Source organism: Rhodococcus shunpengi (assembly GCF_048381395.1).
Classification (GTDB): Bacteria; Actinomycetota; Actinomycetes; order Mycobacteriales; family Mycobacteriaceae; genus Rhodococcus.
The window spans coordinates 222030-239304 of the sequence record NZ_JBLWIU010000012.1 but is presented as its reverse complement, the minus strand read 5'-3'; the positions used below and the strand labels follow the sequence as shown (position 1 = coordinate 239304).

The 17275-nt window shown below is 68.1% G+C and carries 10 protein-coding genes; 7 read left to right on the top strand and 3 right to left on the bottom strand.

Features of this window, described 5'->3' with window-relative positions:
* The first annotated feature begins 57 nt into the window (after nt 1–57).
* On the top strand, nt 58–1539 hold the full coding sequence (locus tag ACNJ7K_RS06320) for a carboxylesterase/lipase family protein (protein WP_230789509.1): 1482 nt from the start codon (nt 58–60) through the stop codon (nt 1537–1539).
* Between the two features lie 97 nt (nt 1540–1636).
* Nucleotides 1637–3754 carry a catalase gene (locus ACNJ7K_RS06315; protein ID WP_230789512.1) on the top strand — a complete coding sequence of 706 codons (2118 nt, stop codon included), beginning with the start codon at nt 1637–1639 and terminating at the stop codon, nt 3752–3754.
* 129 nt (nt 3755–3883) lie between these two features.
* Here ACNJ7K_RS06315 and ACNJ7K_RS06310 read toward each other — a convergent pair whose 3' ends face one another.
* Nucleotides 3884–4927: an FAD-dependent monooxygenase gene (locus ACNJ7K_RS06310; protein WP_487041368.1), complete on the bottom strand. Its 1044-nt coding sequence runs from the start codon at nt 4925–4927 to the stop codon at nt 3884–3886.
* A 67-nt stretch (nt 4928–4994) separates the two neighbouring features.
* Here ACNJ7K_RS06310 and ACNJ7K_RS06305 point away from each other — a divergent pair, with 67 nt between their 5' ends.
* The 3 genes from ACNJ7K_RS06305 (at nt 4995) to ACNJ7K_RS06295 (ending at nt 11920) form a co-directional block, all read left to right on the top strand.
* Nucleotides 4995–5579 (top strand): TetR/AcrR family transcriptional regulator, encoded by a 585-nt coding sequence (locus ACNJ7K_RS06305; protein ID WP_487041367.1) that lies wholly within the window; start codon nt 4995–4997, stop codon nt 5577–5579.
* A 301-nt stretch (nt 5580–5880) separates the two neighbouring features.
* Nucleotides 5881–10476, top strand: a complete 4596-nt coding sequence (gene gltB, locus ACNJ7K_RS06300; protein WP_487041366.1) for a glutamate synthase large subunit — start codon at nt 5881–5883, stop codon at nt 10474–10476.
* Complete coding sequence (locus tag ACNJ7K_RS06295) at nt 10469–11920, top strand: glutamate synthase subunit beta (protein ID WP_060652370.1); 1452 nt, start codon at nt 10469–10471, stop codon at nt 11918–11920. The genes gltB and ACNJ7K_RS06295 overlap by 8 nt, the downstream gene beginning before the upstream one ends.
* A gap of 180 nt (nt 11921–12100) precedes the next feature.
* Here the strand turns inward: ACNJ7K_RS06295 and ACNJ7K_RS06290 are convergent, their stop codons facing one another.
* Both ACNJ7K_RS06290 and ACNJ7K_RS06285 read right to left on the bottom strand, forming a co-directional pair.
* On the bottom strand, nt 12101–13288 hold the full coding sequence (locus ACNJ7K_RS06290) for an acetyl-CoA C-acyltransferase (protein WP_159417069.1): 1188 nt from the start codon (nt 13286–13288) through the stop codon (nt 12101–12103).
* A gap of 67 nt (nt 13289–13355) precedes the next feature.
* Nucleotides 13356–14300: a winged helix-turn-helix transcriptional regulator gene (locus ACNJ7K_RS06285; RefSeq protein WP_159417068.1), complete on the bottom strand. Its 945-nt coding sequence runs from the start codon at nt 14298–14300 to the stop codon at nt 13356–13358.
* Between the two features lie 209 nt (nt 14301–14509).
* Between ACNJ7K_RS06285 and ACNJ7K_RS06280 the strand changes: the two genes are divergently transcribed.
* Both ACNJ7K_RS06280 and ACNJ7K_RS06275 read left to right on the top strand, forming a co-directional pair.
* Nucleotides 14510–15730, top strand: coding sequence for an acetyl-CoA acetyltransferase (locus ACNJ7K_RS06280; protein ID WP_230789534.1), 1221 nt, complete (start codon nt 14510–14512; stop codon nt 15728–15730).
* 16 nt (nt 15731–15746) lie between these two features.
* A complete protein-coding gene (locus ACNJ7K_RS06275) occupies nt 15747–17264 on the top strand; it encodes a carotenoid oxygenase family protein (protein WP_159417067.1) in 1518 nt (505 codons plus the stop codon).
* The last annotated feature ends 11 nt before the right edge of the window (nt 17265–17275 follow it).

Below are 17275 nucleotides of genomic sequence, written 5' to 3'. Positions count from 1 at the left end.
TCGGGCGAACGACTTCCGTGCCATGCTGACGCCGGAACCGGTGAAGGAGGAGCGTGGATGGAACCCGTCGTCGACACCACCGGCGGACGAGTACGCGGTACGACCGTCGGCGGCACGGCCGTCTTCAAGGGCATCCCGTACGCCGCCGCACCTTTCGATGAACTGAGATTCGCGGCGCCCGCACCTGTTCCCCGGTGGGACGGCGTGCGCCCCGCGACCGAGTTCGGTCCCACCGCCCCGAAGGCGCCGTACGCCCCGCCGATCGACCAGCTCCTGCACGAACCGTCGATCCCTGGCGAGGACGTCCTCGGCCTCAACGTGTGGAGTCCCGATCTCTCCGGCTCGCTGCCCGTGATGGTATGGATCCACGGTGGTGCGTTCGCGCACGGCAGCAGCGCGGTGGCGCTGTACGACGGTGCGAACTTCGCGCGCGACGGTGTCGTCTTCGTCAGCATCAACTACCGACTGGGCGCAGAGGGATTCGCGCTCCTCGACGACGCGCCGGCGAACCGCGGTCTCCTCGATCAGGTTGCCGCCCTCGAATGGGTCCGCGACAACATCGCGGCCTTCGGCGGCGACCCGGATCGAGTGACGATCGCCGGTGAATCGGCGGGGGCGATGAGTGTGGTCTCCTTGCTGGCGATGCCCGCCGCCCGCGGGCTGTTCCGTCGCGCGATCGCCCAGAGCGGCGCCGGACACTCGGTGATGTCGGCCGGCACCGCGCGGACGGTCGCCGGCGCCCTGGGCGACATGCTCGGCGTCGCCCCGACCCGCGTGGCGTTCGCCGGGATCGACCCGAAGGTGCTCGTCGACGCGCAGGAACGTCTCACGGCCCGGATCCGCGCTGAACGCGACCCGGCGACATGGGGTGAGATCGCCACCGATTCGATGGCCTTCGAACCGTGCGTGGACGGGACCGTGCTCCCGGGCCGGCCGATCGACCTCGTGGGGAAGGGCGCGGGATCCGACGTCGATCTGCTCATCGGCCACAATGACGACGAGATGACGTTGTTCTTCGTGCCTCTCGGAGTCGACGGACTGCTCGACGAGGCCGCTGCGCGCGGACTCGCCGCCGCCTACGGCCTCACCGATCCGGAGGCGTTCGACGCCTACCGTCGCGCTCGGCCCGATGCTCGTCCCGGCGAGACGGCCATGCACATCGTGCGCGACTGGATGTACCGCATCCCGGTGCTCCGCGTCGCGGAAGCGCGTGCCGCACACGACGCCGAAACCCATGTCTACCGGTTCGATTGGAAGTCGCCGCTGTTCGACGGCCGGCTGGGCGCGACCCACGCGCTCGACATCGGTTTCGTGTTCGACACTCTCGATCTCCCTCAGGCCGCGGCGCTCGCGGGATCCGCACCTCCGCAGGAACTGGCGACGCGGATGCACCGGGCGTGGGTGGACTTCGCGACCACGGGCTCGCCGGGATGGTCGCCGTACGGGGACGAACGCACCGAGATGCTCTTCGGTGACACGTGTGCGACCGTCGACGACCACGAGGCCGATCTGCGAACGCTGTGGGACGGAATTCGCTGACCGAGTTTGATCTTTGTTCCCACGGGTAGTCGTGGGGAAGACGTGTCCAGCCCCGGATATCCACTCGACAGACGACAGCACACGAATCGGAGTTCCCATGCCCGCCGACACCCCGAAGATCCCCGGTGTTCCCTCGTCCACCGTGCCGCCCGTGGAGGAACCCACGACGCCCACGACTCCGCCCGAGCCCAAGCCCGATCAGGCCGAGCCCGAGGTCAGGACGGCCACCGGCACTCCCGCGGATCTGCCGCGCGGACGTGCCCAGCAGGGGGAGTACCTGACGACGGCTCAGGGTGCGCGGCTGACGGATACCGACCACTCCCTCAAGGCCGGTCGGCGCGGACCGATCCTGTTGCAGGACCATCACTTCCGCGAGAAGATCACCCACTTCGACCACGAACGCATCCCGGAGCGTGTGGTGCACGCCCGCGGCGCCGGCGCCCACGGCGTCTTCCGCGCGACGGGCGCGGCGAGCTCGATCACGCGTGCCCAGTTCCTCCAGAAGGACGTGGAGACACCGGTGTTCGTGCGGTTCTCGACGGTGCTCGGTTCTCGTGGCTCGGCCGATACGGTGCGCGACACCCGCGGTTTCGCGACGAAGTTCTACACCGAGGAAGGCACTTTCGACCTCGTCGGCAACAACATCCCGGTGTTCTTCATCCAGGACGCCATCAAGTTCCCCGACATCATCCACGCGGGCAAGCCGCACCCGGATCGTGAGATCCCGCAGGCGCAGAGCGCCCACGACACTTTCTGGGACTTCGTCTCGCTCCACACCGAGGCCACGGCCCACACGATGTGGAACATGTCCGACCGCGGCATCCCGCGCTCCTACCGCATGATGGAGGGCTTCGGCGTCCACACCTTCCGCGTGGTCAACGCCGAGGGCGACACCGCGCTGGTGAAGTTCCACTGGAAGCCGCGCCTCGGCGTGCACTCGCTGGTGTGGGAGGAGGCCCAGCTCATCAACGGTTTCGACCCGGACTTCCACCGCCGCGACCTCGCCGACGCGATCGAGGCCGGTGCCTACCCCGAGTGGGATCTCGGTGTGCAGGTCTTCCCGGACACCCCGGAACAGACTTTCGAGGGGATCGACCTGCTCGATCCCACCAAGATCGTTCCCGAGGAACTCGCGCCCGTGCAGATCATCGGCACGATGGTCCTCAACGCCAACCCCACCAACTTCTTCGCCGAGACCGAACAGGTCGCCTTCCACCCGGGCCATCTCGTTCCGGGCATCGACGTCACCGACGATCCGCTGCTGCAGGGCCGTCTGTTCTCCTACCTCGACACCCAGCTGACGCGACTCGGCGGACCGAACTTCGGGCAGATCCCGATCAACCGTCCGCACGCACCCGTCAACGACATGTTCCGCGACGGCTTCCACCAGCACGCCGTCCACACGGGTGTCGCTCCGTACAAGCCGAACTCGCTCGACGCGGGATGCCCGTTCATGGCCGGTGTCACCGAAGGTGCCTTCGTCGATCTGCCGGTGGAGGTGCCGGCGGCGAAGAAGGAGCGTGAGGTCTCCCGGTCGTTCGACGACCACTACACGCAGGTCCGCCAGTTCTACCTGAGCCTGTCGGAGATCGAGCAGGACCACGTGGCCTACGCCTACACCTTCGAGCTGGGCAAGTGCTACGAGCAGTCCATCAAGGAACGGCAGCTGCAGATCCTGGCGAACATCGACACCGGACTGTGCGCGAAGGTGGCGGCCGGTCTCGGTCTGCCGGCTCCGAAGCCGACCGTCGAGGTCTCCGATCTCCCTCAGAGCCCCGCGCTGGCGCAGGTCGGCAAGACGTGGCCCGTGCAGGGCCGATTGATCGGCATCGTCGCCGACGACACCACCGACGTCGACCAGGTGCTCGCGGCCGTGCAGGCCGTGGACGCGGCCGACTGCGTCCCGCTGGTCGTCGCCCCGCACGGCGGGATGCTCGGGGGAGTCGTACCGATCTCGCGTACCTTCCTCACGGCCCGATCGATCGAGTTCGACGCCGTGATCATGGCGACGACCGTTCCCGACACGAGGGTCCGGATCCTCGTCGACGAGATGTTCCGGCATCACAAGGCGCTGGCCGCGTGGGGCGCCGGTGCGGCGGCACTGGAGGAGCTGAAGGCACCGGGTGTCGAGATCGTGGACGGACCGGAAACGGCCGTCGCGCAGGTGCTGGAGCTGCTGGGTACCCACCGTGTGTGGGATCGAGACGCCGTGTGACAGACCTCACCCGAGCTCGTCTTCCGAAGTTCGGGTGCCCCAAGTTATTCTTTCGTTACCTCTGGCCGCAGCTGATTCTCATCGCTGCGGCCAGTTGTTATTTACGCCCAGGTCAGGGCACGAATCGCATCATCGGGTGAATCGCGCTGCCGCGCCCACGAACGGGTCGCGCAGAGCCGTGAACCGGCGTGCGGTCGCCACCCGGGCAAGGGTTCGGGACGCGCGCACCAGCCGCTGGGTGCGGCGCCGCCGGGTGCGGTCGTATCGCTCCAGCGCCTCGGTCACCGGATGCTCGGACAGCAGGACCGCGAGTGTCGCGCCGTCGATCATCGCCTCGCACGCGCCGCGACCGAGATTCGGTGCCATCGCGTGAGCGGCGTCACCGACCAGTGCGACGTTGCCGTGGGCGAAGGACGGCAGCGGGGGTGATTCGTACAGATCGTGGTGCAGCACGTCGTCGGGGTCGATCCGGTCGAGCACGTCGCGGACGGCCGGGTGCCAGTCGCGGTAGCGCTCGCGCAGTTCGTCGATGCTCCCCGCTCCGCCGGCCGGAGTACGCACGGCGGCGAACCAGTTGGTCAGATCCCCGTCACGCGGGGTGATGCCGAACAGCGCGCCCGGTCCCCACGACTCGCTTGTCGTCGACACCGTGCCCGGCACCCAGCCGCGCCACGCCGAGTAGCCGGTGTACACGGGACGGTAGGCGGGACCGAACAGCCGGTCGCGCGTCGCGCTGTTGATGCCGTCCGCTGCGATCACGACGTCGTAGGCGGCGAGATCGGGCAACCCGGGTGCCGGCGCTCCGAACCGGACGAGATCGGACGGGAGCCCCTCGGCCAGGATCGTGAGCAGTCTCGGCCGGGAGAGCAGGACCACCGGTCGCGCCATGGTGCGGATGCGTCCGATCACCCGCCCGTCCCATCGCAGGAAGGCCGCACCGTCCTGCAGCACGCCGAGCTTCTCCACCTGCCCGCCGAGGCCGGAGCCGCAGCCGGCGGTCGTCAGGGCGTCGAGGGCCTCGGCCCACATGCCGAGCGCGGTGCCCGTCTCCGGGAGGGAGGGTGCGCGTTCGAAGACGTCGACGTGCCAGTCGCGCCGGACGAGCGCGTTGGCGACGGTGAGCCCGCCGATCCCTCCGCCGAGGATCGCTGCTTTGCCGTGTCGTGCGGTCACGACCCGACCGTACTACGGATGTAGTGTCGTGTCACTACTCCTGTAGTGAATTTCGTAGGATCGAGTCGTGACCGACGAACGCCCTCGGGTGGCAACCGACAAGCGCACAGCGGTTCTCGACGCTGCGATCCATCTGGTGGGGACCGAAGGGCTGCGCGCTCTCACCCACCGCCGCGTCGATGCCATGGCGGGTGTGCCGGCCGGATCCACGTCGAACTACTTCCGCACCCGCCAGGCTCTGGTCGAAGGGGTGCTCGACAGGCTCCTCGAGCAGGACCGGGCCCAGCTCGCGGCGATCGGCGCCGCGTTGCCGGGAGACGCGCGTGAGCTCGAAGACCTCATGCACGGTTATGTGATGTTCGTGACGGGGGACGACCTCGTGCGAACCCGCGCACGCTTCGCGATGTTCGTCGAGGCGATGGCGACGCCCGAACTGCGTGCCGGGGTCGAGACCCGCCGCAGCGAACTGCGCGGATGGATCGGGACGGTGCTCGCGGGCCTCGGCGTCGACGATTCCGCCACCGCCGCGCGGGTTCTCATCGACTACCTGGACGGACTGATCCTGCATCGTTGCACCTCGCACGACGACGGACCGGACCCGCGCGACGGTGTGTCCCGGATGGTGCGAATGCTCCTTTCCACGGCAGGGTGACGTCCGCGATTCCGGTGCGTTACGGCTGCGTTTCCCCAGGTGGGCGGGAGAATAGGGCAGGCTTGCTTGCATTACCCCCCGCCACCTGGCATATCGTTCGTTTCGAAGACGGTGGGACCACGACGTCCCACCGGTCGCCGGATCCACGCTCGTGCTGCCGAAAAAGGCACCCGCACCGTCGCGGATGAGCGGATACTGGCGATGTCGAAGGTATCGGGCACCCGGCCGATACCCGTCTACGGCAGTAGATGGCCATCAGCGCTGCTGGTCGTCGGTGCTATCGCATCAACGAAGGCTAGGTATGACTCATCTCCCCGGGCCTCGAGGGCTCTACCACCCGGCGAACGAGCACGACTCCTGTGGCGTCGCGTTCGTCGTCGACATGCACGGTCGTCGCAGTCGCGACATCGTGGACAAGGCGATCACCGCCCTGGTGAATCTCGAACACCGCGGTGCAGCGGGAGCGGAACAGAACACCGGCGACGGCGCCGGCATCCTGATCCAGGTCCCCGACGCCTACTTCCGTGAGGTCGTCGACTTCGATCTTCCCGCCGAAGGCGCATACGCGACCGGTATCGCGTTCCTGCCCAAGGACACAGCCAAGGCCGACGCCGCGGCCGCCGAGGTCGACCGCATCGTCGCCGAAGAGGGCCTCGAGGTCCTCGGCTGGCGCGAGGTGCCGATCGACGAGTCCGAGCTGGGCTCCATGGCCAAGGACGCCATGCCCACCTTCCGGCAGATCTTCATCGCCTCCGGCGCCCGCGCGCTCACCGGCCTCGAACTCGAGCGCCGCGCGTACGTCGTGCGCAAGCGCACCGAGCACGAGCTCGGCCACCACGGCGCGGGCGAGGACGGTCCCGGCAGCGAGACCGTCTACTTCCCGAGCCTGTCGGCATCGACCTTCGTCTACAAGGGCATGCTCACCACGCCCCAGATGAAGGGCTTCTACCGCGACCTGCAGGACGAGCGCGTCGTCTCGGCCCTCGGCCTCGTGCACTCGCGGTTCTCCACAAACACGTTCCCGTCGTGGCCGCTCGCGCATCCCTTCCGCCGCGTCGCGCACAACGGCGAGATCAACACCGTCACGGGCAACGCCAACTGGATGCGCGCCCGAGAGGCACTCATCGACACCGAGGTCTTCGGCGGTCGCGACAAGCTCGAGAAGATCTTCCCGGTCTGCACGCCGGGCGCGTCCGACACCGCGCGTTTCGACGAGGTGCTCGAACTGCTGCACCTCGGTGGCCGCAGCCTGCCGCACGCCGTGCTCATGATGATCCCCGAGGCGTGGGAACGCCACGACTCGATGGATCCGGCACGTCGCGCGTTCTACGAGTACCACGCGGCCCTCATGGAGCCGTGGGACGGACCGGCCTCGGTGTGCTTCACCGACGGCACCGTCATCGGCGCCGTGCTCGACCGCAACGGCCTGCGCCCCTCGCGTGCCTGGGTCACCGACGACGGCCTCGTCGTCATGGCCTCCGAAGTGGGTGTGCTCGACATCCCCACCGAGAAGATCGTCAGCAAGCGCCGCCTGCAGCCGGGCCGCATGTTCCTCGTCGACACGGCCAAGGGCCGCATCGTCGAGGACGAGGAGATCAAGCGCGAGCTCGCCGCCGAGCATCCCTACGAGGAGTGGGTCGCCAACGGCGTCACCCGTCTCGAGGATCTGCCCGAGAGCAAGTACACCTACATGTCGCACGAGCGTGTCGTGCTGCGGCAGCAGGTCTTCGGCTACACCCGCGAAGAGGTCGACCTCCTCGTCAAGCCGATGGCGGCCTCCGGCGCCGAGGCGCTCGGCTCGATGGGCACCGACACGCCGATCGCCGTGCTGTCGTCGCGTCCGCGTCAGCTCTTCGACTTCTTCTCGCAGCTGTTCGCCCAGGTCACCAACCCGCCGCTCGACGCGATCCGCGAGGAGATCGTCACCAGCATGGGCGGCATGCTCGGCCCCGAGGGCGACCTGCTGAACCCGACCGAGGCGTCGTGCAGGCAGATCCTCATCGGTGCGCCGGTCATCGACAACGACGACCTGCAGAAGCTCATCCACGTCAACGACGAGAAGCAGTTCCCCGGCTTCAACAGCGTCATCATCCGCGGCCTGTACCCGGTCGCGGAGGGCGGTGAGGGTCTGCGTCGCGCGCTCGCCTCGATCCGCGAGCAGGTCTCGCAGGCCATCGAGAAGGGCGCACGCCTGATCGTGCTGTCCGACCGCGAGTCCGACGAGAAGCTGGCGCCGATCCCGTCGCTGCTGCTCACCTCCGCGGTGCACCACCACCTCGTCCGTGAGAAGACCCGCACCAAGGTCGGTCTGCTCGTCGAGGCCGGCGACGCCCGCGAGGTCCACCACATCGCCGCCCTGTGCGGTTTCGGTGCGGCCGTGGTCAACCCGTACATGGCGTTCGAGAGCATCGACGAGCTGCTGCAGAACGGCGACCTGCCCGAGGGCATGACCCTCGACAAGGCCATCGCCAACTACATCAAGGCGGCCTCGAAGGGCGTGCTCAAGGTGATGTCCAAGATGGGCATCTCCACGCTCGCCTCCTACACCGGTGCGCAGCTGTTCCAGGTCATCGGCCTGTCGCAGGAACTCGTCGACGAGTACTTCACCGGTCTGCAGTCGCAGCTCGGCGGCGTCGGTCTCGACGAGATCGCCGCGGACGTCGCGGCCCGTCACCGCACGGCCTTCCTCGACCGCCAGTCCGAGCGCGCGCACCGTGAGCTCGAAGTGGGCGGCGAGTACCAGTGGCGTCGTGAGGGCGAGTACCACCTGTTCAACCCGGACACGGTGTTCAAGCTCCAGCACGCGACCCGCACCGGCCAGTACTCGATCTTCAAGGAGTACACGAAGCTCGTCGACGACCAGTCGGAGCGACTCGCGTCGCTGCGCGGTCTGTTCGAGTTCAAGAAGGGCGTGCGCCCGCCGGTGCCGCTCGACGAGGTCGAGTCGGCGAGCGAGATCGTCAAGCGCTTCTCGACCGGTGCGATGAGCTACGGCTCCATCTCGGCCGAGGCGCACGAGACCCTCGCGATCGCGATGAACCGTCTCGGTGGCCGCTCGAACTCCGGTGAGGGCGGCGAGCACCCGAGCCGCTTCACCCCGGACGAGAACGGCGACTGGCGGCGCTCGGCGATCAAGCAGGTCGCCTCGGGTCGCTTCGGTGTGACCGCGCACTACCTGAGCAACTGCACCGACATCCAGATCAAGATGGCGCAGGGCGCGAAGCCCGGTGAAGGCGGCCAGCTGCCGCCGCACAAGGTGTACCCGTGGGTCGCCGAGGTCCGTGGTTCGACGCCGGGCGTCGGCCTGATCTCGCCGCCGCCGCACCACGACATCTACTCGATCGAGGATCTCGCGCAGCTGATCCACGACCTCAAGAACGCCAACCCGAAGGCCCGCATCCACGTGAAGCTGGTCTCCGAGCTCGGTGTCGGCACGGTCGCCGCGGGTGTGTCGAAGGCACACGCCGACGTCGTGCTCATCTCGGGTCACGACGGTGGTACCGGTGCGTCGCCGCTGACCTCCCTCAAGCACGCGGGTGCTCCCTGGGAGATCGGTCTCGCCGAGACCCAGCAGACGCTGATGCTCAACGGTCTGCGCGACCGCATCGTCGTGCAGGTCGACGGTCAGATGAAGACCGGCCGCGACGTCGTCGTCGCCGCTCTCCTCGGTGCCGAGGAGTACGGTTTCGCGACCGCGCCGCTCGTGGTCTCGGGCTGCATCATGATGCGCGTGTGCCACCTCGACACCTGCCCCGTGGGTGTCGCGACGCAGAACCCGGTGCTGCGCAAGCGGTTCACCGGCAAGCCGGAGTTCGTCGAGAACTTCATGCTGTACATCGCCGAAGAGGTGCGCGAGTACCTCGCCGAGCTCGGTTTCCGCAGCCTCGACGAGGCCATCGGCCAGGTGGACGTCCTCGACACCCGCAAGGCCGTCGAGCACTACCGCGCGTCGAAGCTCGACCTGTCGCCGCTGCTCGAGAAGGTCACCTCCCCGATCTACGGGGAGCAGGACATGCACTGCACCAAGGAGCAGTACCACGCTCTCGACAAGGCACTCGACAACGAGCTGATCGCGAAGGCGCAGCCCGCTCTCGAGTCGGGCACGCCGGTCTCGTTCGACACCCCGATCACCAACGTCAACCGCACCGTCGGCACGATGCTCGGCCACGAGCTCACCAAGAAGTACGGTGCGGAAGGGTTGCCGGACAACACGATCGACATCACCTTCACGGGTTCGGCCGGCAACAGCTTCGGTGCGTTCGTCCCGCGCGGCATCACGATGCGGCTCAACGGCGACGCGAACGACTTCGTCGGCAAGGGCCTGTCGGGTGGTCGCATCATCGTGCGCCCGCCGCACAATGCGGCCGAGGGTTTCGTGCCCGAGGACAACATCATCGCCGGCAACGTCATCCTGTTCGGTGCCACCTCGGGTGAGGTCCTCATCCGCGGCATCGCGGGTGAGCGCTTCGCGGTCCGCAACTCCGGAGCCACGGCCGTCGTCGAAGGCGTCGGCGACCACGGCTGCGAGTACATGACGGGTGGCAAGGTCGTCATCCTCGGCAAGACCGGCCGCAACTTCGGTGCAGGCATGTCCGGTGGCGTCGCGTTCGTGTACAACCCGGACAAGGACTTCGAGAACAACCTGAACACCGAGCTGGTCGACCTCGAGGATCTCGAGGGCGAGGACTTCGCGTGGCTCAAGGGCGCCGTCGAACGGCATCGTGACGAAACGGGCTCCGAGGTCGCAGCCCGCATCCTGGCCGACTGGTCACAACAGGTCAGCCACTTCGCGAAGGTCATGCCTCGCGATTACAAGAAGGTACTCATGGCTATCAAGGACGCCACCATCCGTGGTGCGAACGTGGACGAGGCGATCATGGAGGCTGCTCGTGGCTGATCCCACCGGTTTCCTCAAGCACGGTTCCCGCGAGACGCCGGTCCGCCGGCCCGTCCCGCTGCGACTCCTCGACTGGAAGGAGGTCTACGAGCCGTTCCCGCTCGACACCCTCCGGACCCAGGCAAGCCGTTGCATGGACTGCGGTATCCCCTTCTGCCACAACGGTTGCCCGCTCGGGAATCTCATCCCCGAGTGGAACGACCTCGCCTACAAGGGCAAGTGGGAGGACGGGATCGAGCGTCTCCACGCCACGAACAACTTCCCCGAGTTCACCGGCCGGCTCTGCCCGGCGCCCTGCGAGGCGTCGTGCGTGCTCGGCATCAACCAGGACCCGGTGACCATCAAGCAGGTCGAGGTCGAGCTGGTCGAGAAGGCCTTCGACGACGGCCGCGTCAAGCCGGTTCCGCCGTCGAAGCTCACCGGCCGCAAGGTCGCGGTCGTCGGTTCCGGGCCCGCGGGCCTCGCTGCGGCACAGCAGCTCACGCGTGCCGGTCACTCCGTGACGGTGTTCGAGCGGGCCGACCGCATCGGTGGTCTGCTCCGATACGGCATCCCCGAGTTCAAGATGGAGAAGCGCTTCATCGACCGCCGTCTCGCGCAGATGGAGGCCGAGGGCACCGTCTTCAAGCCGGGCGTGAACGTGGGTGTCGACATCACCGCCGACGAGCTGCGCGAGCAGTTCGACGCCGTGGTGCTCGCCGGCGGCGCGACCGTCGCCCGCGACCTGCAGATCCCCGGACGCGAACTCGACGGCATCCACCAGGCGATGGAATTCCTGCCGATCGCCAACCGCGTGCAGCTCGGCGACCTGCCGGCCCCGACCATCACGGCCGAGGGTAAGAAGGTCGTCATCATCGGCGGTGGCGACACCGGCGCAGACTGCCTGGGCACCTCGCACCGTCAGGGTGCGGCGAGCGTCCACCAGTTCGAGATCATGCCGCGGCCGCCGGAGCAGCGCGCCGAGTCCACCCCGTGGCCGACCTACCCCCTCATGTACCGCGTCTCGTCGGCGCACGAGGAGGGCGGCGAGCGCGTCTTCTCCGTCAACACCGAGGAATTCGTCGGTAAGGACGGCAAGGTCACCGCGCTCAAGGCACACGAGGTGCAGATGGTCGACGGTCGCTTCGAGAAGGTCGAAGGCAGCGACTTCGAACTCGAGGCCGATCTGGTGCTGCTCGCCATGGGCTTCACCGGTGCCGAGAAGCCCGGTCTGCTCACCGATCTCGGTGTCGACTTCGACCAGCGCGGCAACGTCGCCCGCTCGTCGGAGTGGGCCACCAACGTCGACGGCGTCTTCGTCGCCGGCGACATGGGTCGCGGACAGTCGCTCATCGTCTGGGCGATCGCCGAGGGTCGCGCGTGCGCCGCTGCGGTGGATCGTTTCCTCGAGGGTGAGACGGCACTGCCGGCGCCGATCGCGACCACCACGATGCCGCAGCGCTGAGCGCGGAAATCTATCGGCGTCCGAGTGGCGCCGGAGAGTTGAGCGCTCCAGCGTCGCAGCGCTGAACGAGGTACGACCACTGGGCCGCACACCGGAAGGTGTGCGGCCCAGTGGTGTTCGTGGGTCCAGATCTCGGTGGATCCGCCCCCGTTTTCCGGGGTTGGATCCACCGAAATCCGTTCAGCACCGCCGCAGGATGAGCGCCGCTCCGAGACCGAGTGCCGCGGGGATCGTGACGAGCGCGTACTCGCCACCCGTCCGCTCCAGCCGGTCGAGGGCCCGGGCGACGAGGATCCCACCGGTGGCGCCGAGCGGATGACCGACGGCCAGCGCGCCACCGAAGGTGTTGACGCAGGCGGGATCGAGATCCAGTTCCTCGATCATCATCAGGGGAGTGACCGCGAAGGATTCGTTGACCTCGACGACGTCCAGGTCCGCCGCCGTGATCCCGGCCCGTTCCAGCGCACGCGTCGAGGCGTCGACGGGTGCGGTGAGAAGCGGTGAGCGGACAGCGCTCTGGGCCGCGGCGACGATCTGTGCCCGAGGCTCCCGCGACAGTTCGGACCCCACCTCGGCGTCGCCGATCAGCACCGCGGACGCACCGTCCACCAATTGCGGTGCGGTGGCCACGGTGTGCAGTCCCGTCGCAGGTCGCGGTGAACCGGGCAGGTGCCGCGCCACGCGTTCCCAGGCGGGATCGTCGCCGAAGAGAGCGGGTAGTGCCGCGAGATCGCCGACGGTCACGTCGGCTCGAACGCCTTCGTCCGAATCGAGTTCCACATCACCGGCTTTCGTCGCGACCAGGGACGAGCCGGCCGGTGCCTGCGCGGCGCGGTGGTGCGAGGACACGGCGTACTCGTCGAGTTGTTCCCGGGTGAAGCCGTAGCGCGCCGCCGTGAGATCGGCCGACACGCCGATGGTGACGAAACCGGTGCGCTCGCCGAGTTCCGGATCGACGGCGATCGGTGGCGAATCGGCGAACATCGGTACGCGCGACATCGACTCGACACCCCCGGCGACGACGGCGCGCGCGTTGCCGGTGGCCACGCGCATCGCACCGGTCTCCACGGCGTCGAGCCCGGAACAGCACAGTCTCGACACGACGCCACCGGAGACGTGATCCGGCCAGCCGGCCCACTGCACCGCGGCCCGTGCGATGTTGCCCGACTGTTCGCCGGTGACGGTGCTGATGCCGAGCACGACGTCGTCGACGACATCGGAGGCGCCGCACCGTTCGTCGAGTGCCTCGAGCAACCGCCCGATCAGTTCGACGGGCGGAACACCCGCGAGGGTGCCCCCGCCCTTCCGTACGCGCGCCCGGGGGAGTCGGACGGCGTCGTAGACGTAGGCGGGATTGTTGCTGTTCACCGTTATCGACTCCGACCGACGTATTCACTACAACTACCGAAGTGATACCGGTCTCCCGCGGACGGTGTCAAGCGTGGGGACGCGGCACGATCGACTCGATACGCGCGGACTCCCGATTCACGGGACCGTCGCAACCCCGGCACTGGAGTTCGGGACGCAACAGACCGCCGCAGTCCCGATGCAGGACCTGCAGCGGGCCTGGCACCTGCGGAAACGCCTGCATCGACCACCGGATCAGGAAGACGAAGACCCCGAACAGTGCGCGACCCCGCGGTGTCAGGCGGTACTCCCGCTCGGAGCCGGCCGGACGCTCCAGGATCTCGACGGCGCACAGGCGGGCCAGCCGGTCGGTGAGTGTCGTGGGGGAGATGTCGAGCGCCGACCGGAACCGGCCGAAACGGCGGGTGCCGGCCAGGGCCAGGCCGGTGATCGCGCCGCTCCACCGGTCGCCGATCGCCTCCATGACGGCGTTGAACTGCATGTCCGCGCCCGCGGCGCCGCGAGCCGGACCTCGGGTGGATCGTCGCCGCGCACCCGAGGTGACGGTCCAGATCGCTTCGGCATCCATCTCGATGTCGGTATCGGCGCCGGTCACCGGGGTGCCGCACGCCCCGCACCGGATCGTGGCCGGACCGCGGTGCCCACACGCGGTGTGGACGAGATCGGGCTGCCATGCCCCCTCGGGTGTCCACTCCCGCTGCCAGCCCCAGATGCACACGAGGATCGGCCAGGTCGCGTTCCCGAGTTCGGTCAGCAGGTAGTCGTGACGATCCGAGCCGGCCGACTGCGGTGAACGTTCCAGCACACCGGCCTCGGCCAGCGAGTTCAGCCGGTCGGTCAGCACCGACGGCGGTGCGCCGGTCAGCTCGAGCCACCGGGTGAAGCGGGTCGTGCCGCTCACGAAGGCGTGCCCGAGCAGCGCGAGGGTCAGGCGGTCTCCCAGCAGGTCGAGGGTGGCCGCGACCGGATTGACGGCAGCGCGGGTCTCGTCCGGTGTGTTGTTCGGATCCACGACCGACCTCTCTCGGATGCGTGACCGTCGTTGCGGGCCCTCTGTCCGAATGCTTCAATAACTGTACTGATCGAGGCGGGGACACCCGCCGTGAACCCACTCTTCCAATTCGACCCTTGCGGAGTCGAACCGTGCGGGACGGAGCCGCACAGGTCGAACCGCCCGGGACGGAACCGCACAGGTCGAGCCGAACCGGAGAGCGAGACGACATGACATCGACGCAGGTGTGGATCGCCGGCGGGCACCAGAGCGACTTCGCGCGGAACGTCACCCGCGAGGGCCTCGACATCGCAGATCTCACCGGCGAGGTCGTGCGGGGAACCCTCGTCGACGCCGGGATCGAGCCGGAGCAGGTGGACGTCGTCCACGTCGGCAACGCCTTCGGGCAGTTGTACACCGGTCAGGGTCATCTCGGAGCGATGCCCGCCTCGGTGATCCCCGAACTGTGGCACGTGCCCGCGAGCCGTCACGAGGGTGCGTGTGCGTCCGGTTCGCTCGCGATCCTCGCGGCGATGGCCGACCTCGAATCCGGCCGGTACGACTGCGCACTCGTGCTCGGGGTGGAGATCGAGAAGTCGGTGCCCGGCGACATCGGGACGGACTACATGAGCCCCGCCTCCTGGGTCGGCCACGAAGGACAGGACGCGAAGTACATCTGGCCGTACATGTTCGCGCGCATCGCCGACGAGTACTCGGCGCGCTACGGGCTCGACCCCGAGCACCTGTGGGCGATCTCCGAACTGAACATCCGCAACGCTCGGCGCAACCCCCTGGCACAGACCCGCACCCGTACGTATCCGTCCGGGGCGTTCACCGCCGACGACACCGCGAACCCGATCGTCGAGGGCAGCCTGCGCCGGATCGACTGCGGCCCACTGACCGACGGAGCCGTGGGCCTCGTGCTCGTCAGCGACCGCTTCGTCGACCGGCACCCGGACTTCGGTTCGCGGCCCCGCTCCCGGATCCTCGGCTGGGGACACCGCACCGTCGGGCTCGCCCTCGACGACAAGTTCGCCCGCACGTCGGGCGACGAGCTGATGTTCCCGCACCTGCGCGCCACCATCGACGATGCCTTCGGACGGGCCGGCATCGGGGACGTCGACGATCTCGACCTCATCGAGACGCACGACTGCTTCAGCATCAGCGAATATCTCGCGATCGACCACTTCGGCCTCACCCCACCGGGGAAGAGCGGTCGCGCCGTCGAGTCGGGTGATCTCGAGATCGGCGGGCGGATGCCGGTCAATCCCAGCGGTGGACTGATCGGTGGTGGGCATCCCGTCGGCGCGACCGGTGTGCGGATGGCGCTCGACTGTCACCGGCAGGTCACCGGCACGGCGGGCGGCTATCAGGTCGACGGTGCCCGGCGCGCCGCCACGCTCAACTTCGGTGGCAGTACGACCACCACCGTGTCCCTGATCATCGGTTGATTCCCAAGGAGCATTGATGGACCTCGAGATCCTCGGCCGCGCGCTCTCCACGCTGCCCGCCGACGACGATCACCCCTATCGCACCGGTCCGTGGCGTCCGCAGACCACGGAGTACCGCGCCGACGACCTGGAGGTGATCGGAGATCTGCCCGACGACCTGGACGGCGTGTACATCCGCAACACCGAGAACCCGGTGCACCCCGCCCAGCAGGGGTTCTACCATCCGTTCGACGGCGACGGCATGGTGCACCTCGTCGGATTCCGGAACGGGAAGGCGTTCTACCGCAATCGCTTCGTCGAGACGGACGGTTTCCTCGCCGAGCAGGAGGCCGGCCGGGCCCTGTGGGCGGGTATCGCCGAGAAGCCGCACAGGTCGGAGCGACAGGACGGCTGGGGTGCCCGCGGCAGGATGAAGGACGGTTCGAGCACCGACGTCGCCTTCCACAACGGTGTCGCGCTGACGAGCTTCTGGCAGTGCGGCGACCTCTACCGGATCGACCCGATCTCCCTCGAGACCCTCGGCAAGGCCGACTGGAACGGCGCCTTCCCGTTCGATCTCGGTGTCTCCGCGCACCCGAAGCCGGATCCGCACACGGGGGAGATGCTGTTCTTCAACTACGGCACCGACGCCCCGTACATGCACTACGGCGTCGTCGACTCGTCCGACAACCTCGTCCACTACACGGGAATCGAGCTGCCCGGACCACGCCTGCCGCACGACATGGCATTCACCGAGAACTACGCGATCCTCAACGACTGTCCGCTGTTCTGGATCCCGGAGGCACTCGAGGCAGGCAAGTACCACTCGAAGTTCCACCCCGACATGCCGATGCGGCTCGGCGTGATCCCGCGTCGCGGCGACGGCAGCGAGATCGTCTGGTTCGAGGCCGAATCGACGTACGTCCTGCACTGGACGAACGCCTACGAGGACGGCGACGAGATCGTGCTCGAGGGCTTCCACCAGGAGACGCCCGAACCCGAGGACACCGGGCGGGGATCGATCTACGAACGGGCCTTCCGCGCTCTCGCCCTCGACCGCCTGGGGACCCATCTGCACCGCTGGCGGATGAACCTGCGCACGGGAACGCTGAAGGAGGAACGTCTGTCCGAGAGCATCACCGAGTTCGGGATGATCAACCCGGCGTACGGGGGCCGCCCGCACCGGTACACCTACGCCGCGACCGGGGTCCCCGGCTGGTTCCTGTTCGACGGACTCGTCAAGCACGACACCGTGACCGGCACCGAGGAACGCTACGCACTGGGCGAGGGAGTCTTCGGCAGCGAGACGGTGATGGCACCGCGCATCGGATCGACGGGCGAGGACGACGGCTATCTCGTCACCATGACCGTCGACATGAACCGCGACCTGTCCGAATGCCTCGTCTTCGACGCGCAGCGACTCGCCGACGGACCGCTGGCGCGCATCCGGTTGCCCGAGCGGATCAGTTCCGGCACCCACTCGACGTGGGCGTCGGGCGCGGAGATTCCGGGATGGCGGATCACCGACCGGCCGGAGGACGCTCTGCGCTTGTGACATTTCCGTGT